This is a genomic window from Streptomyces sp. NPDC051963 (genome assembly GCF_044593495.1).
Lineage (GTDB): Bacteria > Actinomycetota > Actinomycetes > Streptomycetales > Streptomycetaceae > Streptomyces.
This window is the reverse complement of record NZ_JBIUCC010000003.1, coordinates 277,745-298,300: the sequence shown is the minus strand read 5'-3', so window position 1 is coordinate 298,300 and position 20,556 is coordinate 277,745. Positions and strand designations below refer to the sequence as shown.

Sequence of the window (20,556 nt, the reverse complement as noted above, 5' to 3'; positions counted from 1 at the left end):
GTCGCGCACGGCTTGGAGGACGCAACCCAGGTCGTGGACGAGAGGGCAATCCCGCCGGACACAGGGGAAAGGTGGGCCACCGGGGACGGACTGGTCGGTCATCTGAAGCGCCGCCCCAGCGTGCAAGGGCTCAGTCCGAACGCCGTGTTCGTGATCCAGTCGTGCTTGTCCGACGCACACCCGGGCGGTGGTGCGCTGGTTCAGTTGCGCAACGGCCGTCCCACGCCGTTCGTGCCCAATCCGCTGCGGCAGATACCGAGGTCGCGGATAGTCTCCAACGGGCTTCAGCTGGATGTGATCGCCTTCAATCAGGTGAAGTGGTCCACGGATCTCGAGGATGGTTCGTTCGCGCACGCCATCAGCACATCCGTCCTCGGCGTGCGGGGGATCCAGAGGAGAGTCCGGCCGGAGCCCGACCGGGAGGTGCTGGGCCGGCTGGCTCTGCTGGGGAGCTTGTCCGACGCGGGGAAGGCCCCCGACCTGGAAGCCACGCTGGACCTGGTGCGGGCGCTGCGTGAGATCTACGGGGACGCGATCGAGGACGACCGGGACGACCCCAAGGGGACGTACCGGGAGCTGTGGGCCGGAATCTCGGCGCTGGAGCGGATGCGCCGCGCCGATACGGGCCTTAAGGAGGGCGGGTCGTTCACCTTGGACCTGCTCGACTTCGTGGTGCGTTCCCACATGAAACAGGAAGGGAACCCGAAGCCGGGGGCCGAGCCGTTCGCGGACCTGGACGAGATGCGTGCCGAGGTGCGGATCGTGCTGAAGGCTGCACGGAAGTATCTCGACAACGCGATGGAACCGGATGCGGTGACCCTGCATCACTTCGTCACGCTCAGCGCGCTCGACGAGGCCGCTGCCATGATGCCCCGCCTCTCGGGACCGGCCCTCAGCGTGCTGGGGCTGGCGGTACTGCCTCCTTCGGGGCACCCGATCCGGGCACTCGCGTTCTGGGGGCTTGCCAAGGCGCATCGGGCGCTGGCGGCTCGCACCGACCCGGTGGGATTCGCGGCCCAGATCCTGCATCTGGGTGATGGCGACCCGGTGACGGACGACGACCTGAGGCGGGCGCTGTGGCTGATGGCGTCCGGCGCGATGATCGGCCGGGACATCTCCGACCCCGTCGAAATGGGCGCATACGACCTTGAGAAGCGGGGCGCGCTCGACACGGCCACCGCGATCGTCTCGCCCGCGGGCAAGTACGTGGGCCGCAACTTCACCGGCCGCCCTATGCCGGGTTCCCTGGCGCACGGCGGCTACTACGTGTCGCCGGACGGCACCCCGGCAAGCGGCCAGTGGCGCAGTTTCGGTGCGAGCGAAAACCGCGAGTACTGGCTGTTTGCCGACCGCGACGGGAACGGCACCGCGATGGTCCTGCCCGGGGTCAGCCTCAATGTGCCGCACGAAGAGATCGCCGTGCTCGTCAGGCACGATCCCATACAGTCCGGGCACTTGGTCGTGCTGTCCAATTATCCCGTCACCCTGATCGGCTCGGCCGCGGGCACCGGGCTGAAGACCGCCCTGGCCGCGCGGGAGGGCGCGGCGAGGAAGGTGCTGACGCCCGCGTACCCGGCCCGGTTCGCGCCTGACAGCACGCCGGGCCAGAGCGTGCTGCTGATGATGGCTGACCCGGTGGCGAACGCGGATCCGGATGACGACTGGAACCTCACTACCCCCCCGCCCCTGCCCCAGGCCGAGGGCCGTCCGCCCGTGGCAGTCCTGAGCCAGAGCGCGTCCGTGGAATCCGGGAATCCGGCCCCAGGCACTTCAGCCCACCCGGGCCAGGACGCCACGTCGGTGGCGGTCTCACAGGAGGCCCAGCCGGCCGAGTCCGGGCCGGCGCCGCTCACCGCACCGCCGGCGGGCAGTACGGCCCCCGCTGCCGTGACGGGTGATCCCTCCCCCTGGTACTTCGCCCACGGCGCGATGGGCCAGGCCGTCGTCGCCGACTCCGTCGAGGCCATCGACTTCCAGCGGGAACAGGCGGACGCCTGGGCGGAGCAGATCAGTTCGCTCCTTGACCTCCACGGGCCCGGCCCGCATACCGCCCTGCGCGCGGGCATCAGGACCGCGGTCAGCGAGCTGCTGCTCACCACCCGGCCGAAGGAGTGGGACGACATCCTCGCGGCGGGCCGCACGCTGGTGGTGGACGGCCGGCTGGTGTGGCTGCGCCCGGTGATGCGGGACCTGACGCCTGTGCCCAGGACCAAGGGGGCGGTCAACGAGTTTCCCGTGGGCTTCGGTTCCACCGTGACCGGCGGCCGGAGCGGCCACGAGGTCACCCAGGGCGTGGAGTCGACGTTGCTCACCCTCGTCAACCTGGGGACGAACGCCGTCGCGTCCGCGGCAGCGGTACCAGCCCCCAAGCTCAGCATCGCCTCGTCCAAGTCCAAGGACGGCGGCTGGCAGCGTACCGTCCTGTCCGGCCGCAAGCCGTTCATCAACGACCTCACCCGCTTCAGCGCCGGTCTCCGGATGAGGGTGTTCGTCGACGGGGAAGAGGCCACCCCCACCGCCTCCCACCAGGTGACCGTCAACGACCGGATCCACGTCGACGTTCCCACCGGCTACGCCGGCGCCGACGGACACCGCCCCGACTACCGTGCTCCCGAGGCCGAGCGGCCCCGGTACCAGCGCGCCTCCCAACCCTCCCAGGCGCGGGAGCTGCTGCAGGCGGTCGACGTCACTCCCGTCATCGCCGGGCTGCACCGCGCCATGCGCGACGCCGGACTGCCTGCCCCGGCCGTCAAGAAGGCCCTGGAACAGGTCGCGATGAACCGGTCGCAGGGCTTCCTGACCGAGACGACCGCCCGCAGCCGCCATCTGTGGTGGGCGGGCGGTGACTCGTCCAACGCCATCGAGGTCTCCGGGTCCTTGTTCGGTACGTTCCGGGGCCATCTGCGGATCCGCAGGGAGATAGACAGCCTCCAGTACCTCGGTGACAGCGCGATCGCCACCCGCGACGACTTCGGGGTGGGCGACAGCAGGAGCGCCGACAGCCAGGGGGGCTCGGACGCCGGGCTCGCCTTCGGTTACAACACCGCAGGTCTCGGCTCGGGCCTTGAGGCCCTGCCCGATGTCGACGGCGGCACCGACCTCTCCGAGGAGCAGCCGAACGCGAAAGCGACAGGCATGGTCCCGGCGCTCGGCGTCGGTGCAGGGGTGAACCGCGGCGCCGGATACTCCCTGGACTCCTCACATATGAGCCACACCGTGCTCAACGACTTCGCCGAGCAGTCCCGCTACCGAGCCGGGCTGCGCCTCGAAGTGACCATGGAATCCAGCACCCACAGGATCGCTCCCGTGCAGGTCACCACCGAGGGTGAACTCAGCGTCCCGCGGCGGGAAGCGGCGCACTTCGTACGGCGGACCGTCGGCTCGGGCTGGAACGCCGAGCTGCGGCCGGTGACCGGCGGCACTGATGCCCCGCGGCACCGTGTGCCCGCTCCCCCTCCGCCGAGGAGGGTCACGAGGCTGCCGGAGACCACGCCGCGGTTCCGGTTCCGCATGGCGGTGCAGCGTGTCACGAGCCTGCTCACCCCGCATCCGCGTGAGCCCTTCGCGCTGGCCGCGCGCCGCGGCATGGGCTTCGGCGTGCCGATCGCGCTGCCGGGTGTGGAGAGCCTCCAGCAGGACCTGCGCGATGCCATCGAGCGGCTGCATGAAATGGATGTCGGCGCCGCAAAGGCGAAGAAGAGCAGCTGGATGCAGGCCGACCGGGACCTGGCGTCCTTCTATGGCCGCCCGGCTCTCGAAGGGGATGTGTCCAAGGCGCTTCTCGGCATCTACCGCACCGTCGAGGTCGGCGGACGCCGCTACAAGGTTGCCGCGCAGGCGGTATGGGGCAGCCGGATCGACCGGCCCAGCCCGCTGGCCGACCCGGTAACCGAGGGCAGCCCGGCGGGTGACTACCCCATGAAGGTCAACACCCGGGCGGCCACCGGGGCCACCACAGCCGGCGAGCGCGGCAACGGATGGTGGGCGGCTCTCACCCTCGGTGGCGGCGCCCGTCTGGGCATCCCCGAGTTGTCCATCGGCAGTCTGCACTTGAAGATCCCGCCGATACGCCTCCAGCTCGGAGCAGTGCGAGGGATCTTCAGCAGGTCCAAGAACAAGAGCAGTAAGTACGGGGGTGCCGCCGGGAGTTACCGCAGGACCGAAACCGGCAAGCGGGTCGACGAGCACCGCTATCTGATGGCCGTGAACTGGACGGTCACACCCGAGAAGACGAGCCGGTCGATGACGACCTGGCGGCGCAAACACCGGTTCCTCAGCGGGCGCAACCCCTTCGTCGCCCGTGTCGTCGTACCGAACGAGCACGTCCCCGCCACCCCGGTCACACCGGAGCAGGCACAGGCGGCCGGCCGCACCGCCGTAGGGACGGAGCTGACCAGCGTCGGCCGGCTGCTGGACTTCTCCCGCGGCGCCCAGGGGATCTACCCCGCCTTCCACCTCATGCCGGAGCTGGCCCAGCTCGGCGCCCGGATGTACGCCGAGCAGAAATACGCCGCGGAAGGGAACAGGGCCAAGCGGCAGCGCCTGATCGACGCCTGGATCGACGACCCCGCGCAGTGGCCGGAGCTGATCCGCGACTTCGCCGATCCCGGCTTCCTCAGCCAATACTTCGGCCAGCTGGTCGGCCAGGGCGGATTCGAGGAGGAACTCCCGCGGGACGGCAAGTACAAGCAGGCGCTGCGCCTGCGAATCCACGTGGACAACGCGCACGTCCTCGGGGCCGGCCCGGAAACGGAGGTGGAGCAGTACCTCAAGGGCAACTCCGCGTATGAGTCCGGGCAGGAGGGCGAATGGGGGGTGGGCGTCACCGGCACCGTCGGCCCCCAGCTGCGGTTCGGCTCCGATGCGGCAGCCGGTGATCACCCCACAGGACCCGGCGGCCGGGTCACTGTTCTCGCCGAAGCCTCGGCCGAGAAGACCTGGGGCAGCGGAGCGGCCCGGAGCTCCGGCCGGATCGGCATCACCCGGACCACGTACGGCGGAGACGTGTACACGCTGCGCACCGACCCGGTCTTCGAACTGACTCATGTCCGCTGGCACAACGACAAGCTCACCGAGACGACGCGGTATCTGCGCGCTACCGAGGCACTCGATCTGCTCGTCCCCGAGCGACGGATGTCCGACATCCTCGCTACGACGGCACCTCCGGCCGCCGAGATGCCCCGTACCTACCTCGACACCGGCCTGCTGCCCGGGATCGCGCACCCCGAGAACCTACGCGTCGACGTCCTGAAGACGATCAACGACCGGCTGCGCACCAAGGGGATCATCCGCACCGAGAACGACGAAACCACCGCGCCACGCCCCAACCTCCTCCAGCGCTCCCTGAAGGCGGTCTACTCCGCCGAGGCACTGCAGAGCGAGTGGCCCGCCCTCAGCACCGACGGCGTGCTGCGCTGGTTCCCGGTGCCCGGCCCATGGGGCACCACCCGGTATCTGTGGGTGAACGTCACGGCGACCCGGCTCGACCGCCCCCATGGGCAGCGGCCTCGTGATGAGGTCAAGCTCACGCTGCGTGGCGAGACCCTCGATGAGGAATCCCGGAGCAGCGACACCGGCTGGGAGTTCAGCGCCGGTGCCGGCGTCCGGGCCCGGGCCGGAAACGAGAAGGGGCACGGCGGAATCGAGGCCGAAGCCGAGTACTCCGCGTCCGCGGGAGTGAAGCGTGAGGACGCCGAGAAGAAGGTCGGAATCTACCGGGCCACCCCCCAGGACCCGTCCGAGGAGTTCGAGCACCGCGTCCACTTCCGCGTCGAGATGGGCACGACCACCGAACTCCCGGAGGTGCTCACGACACCGGCTCGGGGCGCGCTGTCCGTGGCCCGCCTGTTCTCCCGGACTGGCGGACCCAAGGCCGGCCCTTCGGTCTTCGCCTGGCACGACCCCGGGGACGGTCCGGACCAGTTGGTCGGCGGCGACGTGCGGCTGCTTGTCTCCCGCCACTTCACCGGCGAGAACGACCGGCCGCAGCAGTGGCCGCTCGACCTCGCCGCACCACGCGAGACCCGCGTCAGCTGGCTGTGGCACCGCTCGCAGAACCCGCCGGCCCCCGCGCTGCCGGATGCGTTCGCCGCCAACCTCCACCCGTGGACGGTGCCCGCCGCCGCCTCGATCCGACGCTGGGCCCAGCTCACCGCCGTACGCCACCGCATCGTGCCCAGGCCCGAGGTGGGCAGCCCACCGGAGATCTCCGGCCTGGACCGCACGGAAACTGCCGGGGTGCGCTATCACCACAGCACCAGAGCCGATGTGCTGCGCCCCCGCATCACGGAGCTGCTGAAGCAGACATACGAGGTCCCGCTCGGCGACCGGTCGGCCCTCGTGGGCCTGGAGCTGAACGGCGCCGAGATCCTCGGACCCCCGGAAGGCGCACCGCTTAAGCAGCGCAGGTACCACCAGGCCGACGAGGAACCCAAGCACGAGGCGCATCGGGACAGCGGCTGGCGGATCGCGGCCGGTCCTGACGCCGGCGGTCCGGCCGGCGATCAGAAAATGCTCGAGCGCATGCCGTTCGACATCAAGAACTGGGAGGACAGCGAGAGCCGGACCGCCGCGCTGGGCGATACCGACGAACGCAACGCGGAAGGCAAGCTGCCCTACCGGGACTACCGCTTCGACGTCACCGCGGTCGTCAACGGGCCGCACGGCACCGTACGGATCGCGGTGCCGGGCGGTCTCTACGGCGGCCTGCCGGTGGACAAGAGCACCGGCAGGCTTGTCGGCGGCCTGGAGGACGACCCGGTACTGGGCCCCCTCCTCCGCCCGGCGCCCGCGGCCACCGCGACGGCCGGACCGGCGACTGTGGGCGCGCCGCCGGGGCCGTCTGCCGCCGGGCCGTCGCACGTCGAGCATCTGGTGCTGGAGGCGGAGCGCGCCTCCCGGCAGAAGGCAATGGAGCGGTCCCTCGCGGCACTTGAGAACGTCGTCGCCGAAGCAGAGCCCGACATCGAGGCCGCCAGGGCGGCCGGCGCCGCGCTGGCCGACGCGGAGCGCGACGCCCCCTGGGACCTGGTCCGGCTGCGGGCCGACGCACGGCTCGCCGAGGCGCTCTTGGCGGAGCTGGAGCGGAGCGCCGCGGCCGACGGGCCGGACGTAGCACCCGAGTGGACCCGCGCGGCTGCCGAGGCGGCGCAGGCGGCGAACCAGGAGGTCGCCGACCGGCAGTCGCTGCTCGACAGGTACGAAGAGGCCAACCGCAGGGGCGAGGCCGCGCGGGCGGCGATCACCGAGGCTCTGGGCAGGCTGGAGGCGGACGAGGCACGCGTCGCCGAGATCGGCACCGCCGCCGTCCGCGCGGCCGAGGCGCACCGGGCCTCCGGCCAGGACGCCCTGCGGGAGGGAGCGGCCGCCACCGCGACGGCCGGACCGGCGTCTGTGGTGTCGCGGGCGAGGGCGGCGGTGGGGCCGGTGTCTCCTCGGCGGGTGTTGAGCCGTGACGAGTTGATCGGGCTGGTGCGGGGCGTCGTCCGGGGTGGGCCGGCGGTGGAGCCGTCGGGGGAGTCGACGGTGGAGCGGTGTGCGGGGTTGCTGCAGGGGTTCCGGGATGAGTTGTTTCCGCAGGGGGTGCGTGCTGCGGGGGTGTTGGACGACTCGGGGGTGGGCCGGGGTGGGCGTGAGTGGGCGCTGGCGGCGGGGCCGGGGTGGCGGCCGGTGCGTGCGTGGGGGGACGTTGCCGAGGCGCTGCGGGGGGCGGGCCCGGGGTCCGTGGCTTTTGTGCTGGCGCGGCACTTGGGCGATTGGCGGGGGCATGCGTGGGCGGCGTATCACCTCGGTGGCGAGGACGGTGTGGTGTGGGTGGATCTGACGCTGGCGGAGGGGTTTGAGGTCTCCGGCCGCCCGCCGGTCATGGCGGCGGTGGACGCGCGCGCCGTGGTCGTCGGGCCGGAGAGTCAGGTGCTGACGGGCCAGGTGCTGGAGGACGCGCTGCCGTTGTTCGCGCAGTCCTCCGACACCGAGCGTTCCGTGGTGGACGCCGCCACGAACCGAAGGTACGACGGGCTCGGGCTGGAGGACGAGGACAAACGGATCGTCATCATCAAGCCCCGGAGCGGTGATCCGGAGGATCTCACGCCTCAGGTGCTGGCCGAGGGGCCGGGGCTGAAGGCCACCCTCGACTGGGGGAGGTTCTACCGGGATCCCGGAACCGGGGCTCTCCGGGCCACACCACCGGAGGTTGCGCCCGGCCAGGACCCGCCGCGGGCGGAGATGGCCTACGTCGTCGAGTTCAGCGACGTCGATCCGATGCAGGTGCTGGAGGAGGAGCAGCGAAAGACCATCGGCGAGGGGCTGTCGGCGCTGGAGCGTGCCAAGTCGGCACTGGGCTCCGTCGATGTGCTGGGGAAGCCGACGCCGCTCGGCGACCTCCTGCGTACGGCAGACGGGTGGAAGTTGACCGAATTGGGGGAGCGGGCTACGGTCCAGCCGAAGTTGCCGGACGCTGGTGTCGGCAGTTATTTGCAGCTCACCGCAGGAGTGAGCGCACTCGGCCTGCGGAGCATTCAGTACCAGGCGTTGCGCCGGCTGAACCATGAGGCCCTGGGAGTGGTCCTCGACGAAGGCAGCAGCTTCGGCCACGAACTCGCCCGTCGGTACGTGCTCGGGCTCGTCGACGCAGACCCGTCGCGAGTGGACGCGCTCACGCCGTTCCTCGCGGCGGTTCCGGACGTCGAGGAGATGTTGGGGTACTCCTGGCTGCTGTTCAACGAGATGGCCGCCGACCCGAGCGCCGTGGGTGCCCCGAACCTTCTCGCCAAGAACTTCCTCGCGGCGGCGTCACGGCACTCCTTCGAGCGCCTGCGCAGGACGCTCAGGCCCCGCACCCGGGAGTTCCTCCAGGACCACGTCGAGTGGATCAACGAGGTCGCCGCCGGGCACCTGACGGGGCTGCTGGAGCAGCTGCAGCAGTCCCTGAAGGGGTTCGAGAAGTTCCCCGTCAACGTCTTCGACCTCGCTCGCCGCTCCGGGGATCCGCGCATAAAGTCAGTGAGTCCGCGCGAGAAGATGAACGTCGGGCTGACCGGTCGCATGTCCTCGGGGAAGCGGCTGAAGAGGTTCGACAGCGTCGGTATGGTGGAGTTCGGTCCCCTCGATACAGACTCCGGCCGACTGCTGGTTGCCCTCATCCTGGTGGAGTTGCGGCAATACGGCTTCAATCCGCTGACGACGCCCGCGGAACTACGCGAGTTGGCGACGGAACTGGCCGACCTTCTGCGGCGGGACTACGAACGGGCGAAGGCCCACCGCCTCCCGCAGTCCGAGGACACACTGCGCACGGCGCTGCTGCGGATTCTCGACAGCGAAGCGGTGCAGCACCTCGCGCCCTTCCTGAGCATGGCAGTCGATGGACTGCCGTCGGCCAACGGCGAACGGCAGGTGCTGCTGGACACGCCGACCGCATGGGACATCGCCTCGGCCGTCGGAGCCTGGGCCCTCGGCACTCCGCTGCCCGAGAAGCTTCACCAACGGCTGAGCGGCGCGGTGCGGGACGCGGAGCGCCAGTTGCCAAGACTTCCCCGGCCGGATCAACTGCGGATTGTGCCGCTTGTCGACGACGCGGCGGCCGCCCTGACGAAGCTGGCGGATCCGGAGGAGTTGCCGGACCGAATGCCCTGGGACACGGCGGTCGAGGCCGCGGACGGGGAGCTGGTGCCGTTCGAGGAGATCGCCGTCGACCTGCACCGGGCCGTGGGAGGCGATCCGGCGGGAGGCGTTCCAGTGGCGGTGTCGTCGGGTTCCGCCGCGGACCGGGACAGGTGGCAGCAGTCCTTCGGCCGACTGCTCGGGGTGTTCCCGAGGAAGCCGGAGAGCGAGGGTGGCGCCCAGGGCGTGGCGGCGATGACGGGCACGCTTTCGGTGCCGTTCGCGAAGGCGTTCGGGCTGGGTCTCAAGGCGGACGCCGGGCTCGTGCAACTGACGCTGAAGTCCGGCGTGGTCAAGCAGTTCAGCTTCCCGGCGCTGATCGACGTGCTGCATGCGCTCGCGCCGGATCTGATGGCGCAGACGACGAACACGGCCGCAGTGGCGATGGGGATCGACCTGGCGGGCCCGGCGATGGCGGATCCGGCGATGGCGGATCCGCTGGTGCACCCGGTGGCCGGTGAGTATCTGGCCACGGTGTGGGACCGGTGGCTGTTCGGGACCGCGAGCGGGCGAGAGCCGAGGATCGTGGACCTCGGCACCGGCCAGAACCCTTCGGCGCGCTTCGAGTTGCCGGAGGGCGACTGGTGGGTGGGCTTCCGCGGAACGCCGGGCGAGCCGCAACTGCAGGCGCTCTCGAAGCGGATCACGGGGGGCCAGGCGACGGCGCAGCAGGTGCTGCGCTGGGTACGGGCGATCCGGCTGGTCTACGGCCCGATGCTGGAGAACGATCAGGCGGCGTCCGACGCGCTGCTGCGCGGGTTCTGGCTGCTGGACCAGTACCGGGCATCCAGTGGCGGCCCGCCACTGCTGACCTGGGCGGTCTTGCGGCAGATGCTGGTCTCGTTCCACGCGGAGAGCGGGCAACCGGTGCCGCCGCCGGCGTCGGGACTGCCGAAGCTGATGGACGCGGTGGCCGCCTTGACGCGTGTGGACCTGGGGCTGTCCGGCCTCGACCTCACGCCCCGGCACGCGCCTTCGCGCGTACCGGAAGGGGCCGCAGGGCCGCCGAGGCCGGTGTTCACCCGGCCAGTACGGGAGGTGGGGGACCGGCCCGGCGCCCCCAGGGCGCGGGTTCCGCGCGGACGGCGCGGTGGACCGATGGAGCCGGCGACGGGCTCCGCGGGGTCCGGCCGGGGTCCGGCGGCCTCGGCTGGGGCAGCTTCTTCGGCTCCGCCCATTGCCCCGGGCTCGTACGGGGAACCGCCCGTGCCGACCGCCGAGCGGGACTACCGCGAGATTCTCGAAGACGTCTACGGTCCCCGGGACCTCCAGGGAGAGGAAGACTGGAAGAAGCGCAATGAAGCCCTTGTGGTGCTCGAGCGGATCGGCCGGGAGGACCCGATCCCGGATCCGAATGCCACTCCGCGCACGGACTCGGATTTTGACTCCGACTCCGACTCCGACTCCGGTCCGGCGACTTCCCTGTGGGAGATGGAAAGGATGGCCCGTCATGTGATGGGCCTTGAGCTGTACGAGGCGGAGGACGACGATAAAGCCGGGTACCGGGAGCTGGTGCGGCTGGCGATCGAGTACCCCCAGGCGAAGAGCTGGCGGGAGCTGTCCGTCTACCATCTGCGGACCTACGGGGACGGGCTGTTCGCCGACCGGTACCGGCTACCGTCCGACGGGCAGGGTCGGCCCCAGGGCTGGCACTGGGGCACGGAGGACGTGCCGGGCGATGCCGATCTGAGCCAGATGCTGATTGTCGTCGAGCGGGTGGACGGGACACGCGAGGAGAGGCTGCTCCCCGCCGAATGGATGAACGGCGGCGTGCCGCCGCACCTTTACTCCGCCGCCAGCGACGCGAGGGAGGTCTCGCTGCCGGGCTTCGCCGGGCAGCTGCGGCAGTGGCCGTTCGAGGTGCTCATCGGAGTGGTCGCGCACGACCCGGACCTGGACATGGTCCCGGCGGACGCGCACGTCGTGTTCGTGATGCCGGAGATCAGCGCGCAGGGCATCCACGCGGCGGACGGCGCCGTCGCCAATCTCGAACGCACCGTCTGGACCACCAGCGGCACGCTGGGCTGGGAGCGGGCGTCCGTCATCAGCCCGGCCCCCGCCGGGCCCCTGCTGACGCTCACCGCCCAGCACGGCCGGGGGCCCCGAGGGGGCTGGCTGCGACGGGATCCGGAGACCGTGCGCGCCGTGGCCCGGCGGGGTCTGGGCGATGCCGCCCACTGGAGCCGCAAGGTGATCTTCTGGCCGGTTATCGGCAAGGACCACCGCCTCATCGGCTACTCGTCGGAGGACTTCTCCCTGCGGGAAGACAAGGGCTGGCACACGTCCGCGTTCTACGCCGAGTTCGCCCTCGGCACCCCGCCGAAGGCGTACGTGATCGCCTTTCCTGATCAGCGCCAGTGGGAAGCGATTGAGCTGGCATGGACCGGACTGGGACAGCCGGCTCCGCTCATCGCGGACAACCACGGTGAGGCCGGCTTCACCAGCTGGCACACCCCGCGCGGAGAAATGCAGACATCCGGGCGCAAGTCCGGCCGGATGGTCCGGGCCCTGCTGGCACTGACCGGACCGTCCGAGGGCTACTCCGTCTTCAGAAGCCAGTGCTTCTCCGCGATGCCCAGCACGCGATCGCGCCGCGATATGACCGAGCCGGTGCTCCGCCGGGGCGAGCCGCGCGGGGCCGATCCGCTCGTGGACGTACCGGAGTTCCAGTACGACGCGGATTTCAACGGCACGATGTACTCCCTCGGCTATTACGCGCCCAATATCGACTGGCTGGAGAGTGACATCCCGGGCGCGAACGCGGGGGAGGCCGTATTCATGGCGTACCCGGACCCGCGGGGCGAAGGAGTGACCCCGGACAACGCCGTGCACATCGCCCGGCCGCGCCCCCGGGGAGAGGCGCTCGACGAGCTCGCGCGTATCGCCGGACTGCACACCGAGCCGGGGCCTGCGGACGAGGCGGTGCGCGAGCGGATGCTGCGTCTGGTGATGGCGCTGCGCAACGTCTTCCCTCCCGTTACGGACGCCCGCGCGTTGCTGCGCGCCGTCGACGAGCATGCGCTGAACCGGGACCCGCGCGACCCGGTGGGCAGGCACACCCGAACGCTGGTGCAGGGCGTGGGCGCGCTGGACCGGATGCGCCAGGTTGATCCGGCACTGGCCCATCAGGCCGTTGGCCATTTCACCGTCGAACTGTTCGGAACGCTGGCGTGGGAACACGCTCTTCGCCGTCAGCCGGCTCTTGCCCGGGCCACCGTCGCGTTCGGGCTGCCTCCGCTCGGCCGGGAGGCCTTCCTCCGTCTGCTGGCGGACGCGGCGAAGATGGGACCGGCGGCCGGGACGCGTCCGCTCACCGATTGGCTGCCGCTCCCGCAGGTGACCGAAGCCGTGCAGAAGTTGGCCGCGCTGCAGAACCCCGAGCGACTGGTACGGGACGCACTGGCGCTCCGGGACTCCGTGGAGATCCAGGGAGCGGACTGGTCCCGGACCCTGTGGGCCGGGATCTGGACCGAGGAGCTCACCGGCGGGCTCCGCGGCGACGCCGAGAAGCGGGCGTTCGCGGCCAGCATCCTGCGCCTGCACGAGGACGAGTCCGGTCCGGAGCTGTTCCCCCGGGCCCGTGCGGCGGTTGTCAAGGCGGTCGCTGCCGGCCGCGACATCGGGCGGCTGGACTCGCTGGCCTCGCACGGCCTGGAAGAGGCGGGAGCGCTGTCCGGCAACCGGCTGCTCCGTGACGGCGACGGTCAGCAGTGGGGCAGGTCCCTGGACCGCGCGAACCCTGCGCGTGGCGAGTTCGACGCCAGCCGCGTCACGCTGATGGAACGCAAGGACGGCTCTCTGCAGCCGTACGACACGGAGCCGGCCCCGTGGACGACGGGCAGCGAGGGTGCCGGGCTGCCGCGCATGTTTGTGTACGTCGCCGACGGGGACTTCGCGCCCACCGGCCCGTTGGCCGACCTCCTCTCCCACGACCCCGCCCCGGTCGCTGTCGCGAACCCCATTTACAGCCGGATCCTGGTGATCGACCGTGCCGCACGTACCGGCCTGTCCGCGCAGGCCGCCCGCGGCGCCGACGGGCTGACGTGGGGCTCCGACCGTCCGGTTCAGCTCCACTTCGACGAGGCCAGCCGTACCTACACCGTCCGCGTGCTTCCGGAGAACGGCGAATCGCGGGCACCGAGCGGCACTTGGCACGCGTACAACCAGGTGGGCCAGGAAGAGCTCGTTGTCCCCCATGGCCCGACGGCTCCCACTCCCCCCTCGTCCGGCCGCCGCGGGCGAGTCGGTGACCCGGCGGACCCCCGCCCGGCCGCCGCGACCGCGCCCGGCAGGGTGCTCGCGGGCGTGCTCACCCGCGCCGAGCTGGAGGGACTGGTGGACGCGGTCGCCGACCAGGGCCCGTCGGGCGAGCCGCGGCTGGGGGAGTGCGCGGCGCTGGTACGGGGACTGACCGGCGCGGTGTTCCCGTCCTCCGGGGTCGGGGCGCTCGTGGGCGGGGCGCGGGCGGCGGTCGCGCTCGACGATCTGGTCGTGGGCCGGACGGTGACCGAGCACGCGCTGGCGGCGGGGCCTGGCTGGGAGTCGGTCGCGGCGTGGGCGCAAGTGGAGCACGGGCTGCAGAAGTCCGGGCCGGGATCGATGGCGTTGGTGCTGGGGCGGCGGCAGGACGGCAGGCTGGACGGCAGGGGGCTGCGGAGGAGCCGGCCGGGGCATGCATGGGCGGCCTACCTCCTGGCGGACCGTACGGTGGTGTGGGTGGACCTGCTCCAAAAGCGGGGCAGCCGGCTGTCGTCGACGCCGGAGGGTTCGGGCCGGGCGGAGCTGCTGCAGGAACAGGGCCTTGGCCGCTCGCCGTTGGAGCTGCCGCCGCTGGAGGGGCGTGCGGTGATCGTCGCGCCGTCGGGCCGGGTGGAGCTGGACGCGCTGGAGCCGTTCGCGCAGTCCGAGTCCCTCGCGCAAGCGCTCGTGGACGAACCCTCGGGACGGGAGTACGCGGGTTTGGGCCTTGAGGTCGAGGACCGGCATATCCTCCGGTTCTCGGACGGCGTGGACCCGTGGAATGTCCGCAAGGAGACTCTGGCCACCGGCCCCGGCATGAAGTACGTCGTGGAGGAGGCGGTGCTCTTCGAGCATCCGGTCACCGGGGAACTGACCTGGACTCCCCGGTCCATCCCCGGAATGCCGCTGCCAAAGGCGCGTGGGGTAACCATCGGTGAGTTTGTCCTCGACCCGTCGCAGACAGCGAGAGAGGAACACCGGCAGTCCCCTGAGAGGGCTCTCTCCCTGCTGGAGGCGGCCCGGCATGCGTTGGCTCGCGTCGACAGACAAGGGAAGTCGCTCCCGCTGTCGGACCTGCTGCGGAAAGCCGATGGCTGGACGACGACCGAACTCGGCGACAAGACCACGGTCGATCCCGGACTCCCGGATTACAACGGCCGCGCTCTCACACACCTCAGCCCTGGGGTGAGCGCACTCGACCGGCGGGGCCTCCTGTACCTGGCCCACAAATGGTTCTCCCAGCGAGGGCGACTGGGACCGCTCTTCGAACAGGGAAACTATTTCGGCCTAGTGGTCAGCCAGGCTTACGTGCGGGAGATTCTGGGTGCCGATGGAGCGGCGGAGTCGAACGCCATGCCATTCCTTGCGGCGGTCCCGGCAGTCGAGGAGGTATGGGGATACGCGTGGCTGCTGCTCAACCATGCCGCCGCGCATCCGGCGGCATACGTGCTGAGGGAAATGGTGCAGGAACGGGGTGAGCGCAGGGTAGTTGTCCCTCTCGTAAAGAATATGCTTACCCAGGCGTCCCGGCATTCTCTCGAACACTCCCTGCGTGCACTGGCACCCCGCAATCGCAAATTCCTCAGCGATCACTATGCCCAGGTCACGGAGATCGCCGCCGAGCAGCTGACGGGCGTTATGGTTCCCTACCGGCGGATGGCCCGACGGATGAATCCGGACCTCCCGGATCTTCCCGATGAATTCTTCGACACGGCCGTCGGCCAGGCCCCAAGTCCGCGTGAATTCATGACCTTCGGGACGACAGGTCGCACTTCCCAGGGTCTGACGGCAAGTCCATCCGCGAGTTTCGGCATGGCGGATTACGGTGGACTGGACACCGATTCCGGCCGGTTGGCGATCGCGCTCGCCCTGGAGGAAATGCGGCACGTCGGCGTGGACGACGCCCATATGACTCCGGAGCAGATTCGTGAGGCATTTCTAGAGGTCGCGGAGTTCCTCCGGGCCGGATACGAGCGGGCGAAGGCGAATGCGGTTCCGATGCCGGAGCCCGTGCTACGGGAGTCCCTCTCTAGAATCCTGCACAGTCCCGAAGTGCGAGCCATGCGACCGTTCCTGGAGCTGGCGTCCAAGCCGTGGCAGTCCGAAGGCGGGTGGCGTCCGCTGCTCACACTGCTGGAGCAAGCGGAGATCGCCAGGGCGGTCGGCGCCCACGCGCTGGGTACCTCCCTGCCCACAGGGAACCCCGTGTACCAGTTGCTGCACGGGGCGATCCAGGACGCGGAGGACCGGCTCTCCCAGGTGCGCCTGGAACACCGCGCGTTGGTTCAGGGGATCATCGCGGATGCGCGGGCGGCGTTGCCGACGCTGGCGGACGCCGGGCAGACGCCTGATCCGGTGCGGTGGGACGGGACTGTCGCCGCGCTGGACGGGGAGCTGGTGCGGGCCCGGGATGCGGACGTCGGTACGCATCTGGGCACGGCGGGTAAGCCGGTGGGAGTGTCCGCCCGCGGGGGCTGGGAGGCGGAGCGGGAGTCCCACCGTCTGCTGCCCGAGGTGCGGGGGTTCACGCAGGTCTGGAGGGGCGCACGGCATCCGGGCGGACCGGTGGAGGTGCTGGGGGAGACGGCGCTCATGCCGTTGCCGTTCGACAAGGCGTTCCTTGTGGCCTTCGACGGGGACGGCGCAAGCGCGTGGCTCGCCCTGCGGTCGGGTGCGGTCAAGGAGTTCGGCTATCCGGGGCTGGTGAACGTGCTGTTCGTGACCGCTCCGGACTTGACGGCCCAGCCGTCCGGGACGGCCATGCTGGTGATGGGTGCCGATGTGGCGGGGCCGTCGGCGGCGGATCCGCTGGAGCATCCGGTGGCCGGTGAGTTCCTGTCCACTGACTGGAACCAGTGGCTGTGGGTGACCGCGAGCGGACGGGAACCGGTCATCGCCCCTGCCGACCCGGGGCAGGGCACCGTCGCCCGCTTCCAACTGGCGGCGGACGACTCGTGGGTGGGCTTCCGTCCGGCCCCGTCACTGCCGGAACTCGACGTCATCTCCGCTCGGGTGACGGGTGGTCAGGTGCCGGGGGCGCGAGTGCTGCGCTGGGTGCGGGCCATCCGCTTGATCTACGGCCCGATGCTGGAGGACGAGCGCCTGGACGAGCGCCCGGCGGCGTTCGACGCGCTGCTGCACGGCTTCTGGCTGCTGGACCAGTACCGGGAATTCCAAGGCGATCCGTCACCGCTGACCTGGGCTGCCCTGCGGCAGTTGTTGGACACGCCCTACGCCGGTTCGGGCCAACCGGTGCGGCCGCCGGCATCGGGGCTGCCGATGCTGATGGACTCGGTGGCCACCTCGCTGGGCGTGCCCCTGAAGCTGTCCGGCTTCGACCTCACGCCTCGGTACGCACCCTCGCGCGTGGGGGAATGGGTGGCCCGGGCTCGGGAGGGGCTGCCGCCGACCGTTTCGGATATCGAGGCTCGCACGGACGCCGAGCTCCAGGGTACGGGGGTAATCCCATCGAATATCGAGACTGTTGCGGCACGGGATCGGGATCTGTCTGATTCGGTTCGGGACGCGGGCCTCGATGCCCGGGCAAAGGCCATTGCGCGACGCTGGAGAACCGGAACGAACCCTGATGCGCGGACATTGCAGCAGAAAGTCCGCACCGAGCTCAAGGGTACGGGGGTAATCCCACCGACTATCCGGATCGTTGCGGCACGGGATCGGGGTTTGCCTGATTCGGTTCGGGATGCGGGCCCCGATGCCCGGGCCAAGGCCATCGCGCAAGTCTGGGCCGCCGAAATCGGCAAGGGGCGTGACCGCTTTAAGGTCAGCGGAGCGCAGGTTCAGCAGGGCCCGGCGGGCGGTCCGGGCGGGCCTGCTGGAGGGGTCACCACCCCGGGCGGTTCACCTGATACGGGTGTTGAGCCGGCGGGGGCTGGGCGGCCGGTGGGCTATCGCATCACGGTGGAAGGGCCGCGGTTGGGCCGGCGGTTCCGGCTGGGCAGTGCACATAGCGGGAACTGGGGGAGCGGCGGAAAGGGCAAGGCGCCTGCGCGGTGGCACGAGATTCGTCTTCGGGAGTCCAACGGGGGTTCGTCCCGGCCGGGTTATGAGGTCGACGACAGTGGCGTGGTGAAGTTGCCCGGTGATCAGGAGTTGTCGCCCGATGGGTGGGTGAGTTTCGGGGCCGACTTCATCCACACCGGTACCGGCGCTTTCCTGCGTGGTGACAGCGGGTGGATCGGCGTGATCGGCAACTGGGACACGCTCCGTGAGGTCCTGCGTGAAATGGACCCTCGTTCGCAGCGGTTCGTGCTGGAAGTGGGTCCCCCCGATGAAGCGGGTCCCTCCGGGGGAGACCAGCCCCAGATCCGCCTCGTTCCCCAGGACCCCGATGCCGGGGCGGCGGCCGTCCGTATCCCGTTCATCCCCGATGACATCGCGGCGGCCGACCGTGGCGCGGTGGCCGAGCCCGCCACGCCCGACGGCGATCCGAATAGCGAGAGCGAACTCACCGACAGCACAATCGGCGAGGACTCCGACGGGTTTTGGGACGGTGACTCGGACACGACGAGCGTCTGGGACACCGACGCGACCTCCGTCAGCACAGATGACCCTCCGGTCGTCCCTGTCCCCCGGGGCTTCGCGCACCGTGGCTGGCTGGCCCGGCAGGTGGAGCCCGGCGACGTTCCGGTGGGCCTGCCCAAACCTGGCTCGGACGAGACCGTCACCTTGGCGGACATGGAGGCGGCGGGCATGGTGCCGTCCCAGGGGATGCAGGTCGATGTGGTGATGCGGGGCTCGGAGCGGCTGCCCCTCGGCCGCTTCGAGCCGCACGAGCAGGTGCGGCTGCGGATGGTGCTCTCGGACACCTGGCCGGAGGCGCTGGAGGAGACGGCGGCCAGCGTGGCCCGCAGGCTGTGGGCTTCGGCTTATGAGAGCTTCGCGGGTGCCGCTGCGGACGGTGCCGAGGAGGCGGACGTCGCCCGCGCGTGGGACGCTGCCGTATTCCAGGTCCTGCCGTCGGAGCCGCGTGATGTGCGCGCGGACTCCCGCTACGCCGGGCCCGAGTACCGGGACGCGGTCCGGCAGGCCGCGGAGCGGCTGCTGGCCGGGGATTCGGATGCCGGGGAGACGTTCCGTGTTCCGTTCATCGGCGATGACTCCGCGTGGGCCGGTGGGCGTCGTCGGGGGCTTGGTGATCTGTGGGCGTCTCTTGATACGGGACATCTGGATTCCTTTGAGGCGCAGTTGTTGTGGCAGGACGTTCACAATCGTCTGGACGATCTGCGTTGGCCTGGTTTGCGTCCGGATGTGGCGGCGATGGTGGCGATGGATGCGGGGCTGCCTGCGCAGGTGAAGCGGCTGGCTCCGGGGCAGCGGGCCGAGTCGATTGCGGCGCACTGGGTGAATGAGCGGCTGGGGAATGGGGCCGGTCGGAGTTTGGGGCTGCTTGGCGGCGCGCCGCCTCCCTCCGGGGGTGGGGCAGACGGGGCTCGGGATGGTTCGGCGGCCGGGGACGACGTTGAGATGGCGGGGGCCGGTGAGTTCGTCGGGGATCCGTTCGGCGGGGAGGAGTGGGAGGGGCACGCGGGGGACGGTTCGCGTTTGCTGAATGTGGAGGATATGGAGGCTCTGCTCGCGGGCCAGGAGCCGGCTGGTATAAGCGGCGACCTGGGCATGGAGGGGGCCGGTGCGGTGGACGGGGATCCGTTCGCGGGCCAGGGGTGGGCTGGTGATGGAGACGCCGAGATGGCGGTGGACGGGGATCCGCTTGCCGGGGACGGGTGGGACTGGCTGGTTGAGGGTTCGCCGGATCCGGAATGGCTGTTGGGGGGCTTGGAGGAGTGGCCTGGTGATGACGACGTCGAGATGGCGGAGTCTGGTGCGGTGTTCGGGGGCTTGGAGGAGGGGGCTGGTGATGGCGACGTCGAGATGGCGGAGCCTGATGCGGCTGCCGGGGATTCGAAATTCGAGGAGAGGTTGTGGTCGGCGTTCGATGGTGAGCTCTCGGCATGCGGGTGGGAAGACGTTCGTCCGGATGCTGAGGCTGTGGCGGCGCGGTATCGGGATCTGCCGCTTGGGGTTCAGGGCGGGGATGTCCGTTTTTGGGGCAGGTATCTAGCACGGGGTTTCATGGTGGAGGAGGTCCATGAGGGTCGTGGGGGGTTCCGTCCCGCGGCTGCGGCTGCGGCTGCGGGTGCGGTTGCGGTTGCGGTTGCCGGGGAGCTTTCCCGCGCCGATCGGGAGGCGGTGTGGTATTGGGTTCGTGCCGAACTCGCTGAGATCGTGTGGACGGACGGGTCCCCGGTTCTTAAGGATGTGATGGACGCGCACGGAACTCTGCCGGTATTGGTTCGCCGTCAGGGCCGCGATATCCAGGCCAGGTTCAGCGCGCAGGCATACGTGAGCGACCGGCTCATCCAACGTTACGGCGAGAGGTTGTCCGGTGACGAGCTGGTAGAGCTGTGGTCGGCGTTCGATGCGGAGCTCACCGCACTTGGGTGGACGGGTGATCGTCCGAATGCGATGACTGTTGCGGGGAGGCTTGGGCGTCTGCCATTTGGGGTGTGGAGTTTCGATGTTGGCGCTCGGGCCAGGTTCATGGCGCGGGACTATGCTTTGGAGGAGCTCGGTGCGGGGCGTGGCGGGTTCCGTTCCTTGGAGGTGGGGACTGGCGCTGCCGCTGGTGTTCTGTTCCGCTCT

The 20,556-nt window shown here is 70.4% G+C and carries 1 protein-coding gene (running past both ends of the window); it reads left to right on the top strand.

Every position in this 20,556-nt window falls within one protein-coding gene, locus ACIHFB_RS13715, for a lonely Cys domain-containing protein (RefSeq protein ID WP_400126877.1), read on the top strand. The gene is 53,223 nt long; 9,732 of those nucleotides lie to the left of the window and 22,935 to its right, leaving coding positions 9,733-30,288 in view (codon 3,245, complete, through codon 10,096, complete); the first complete codon in view begins at window position 1. The start codon and the stop codon both lie outside this window.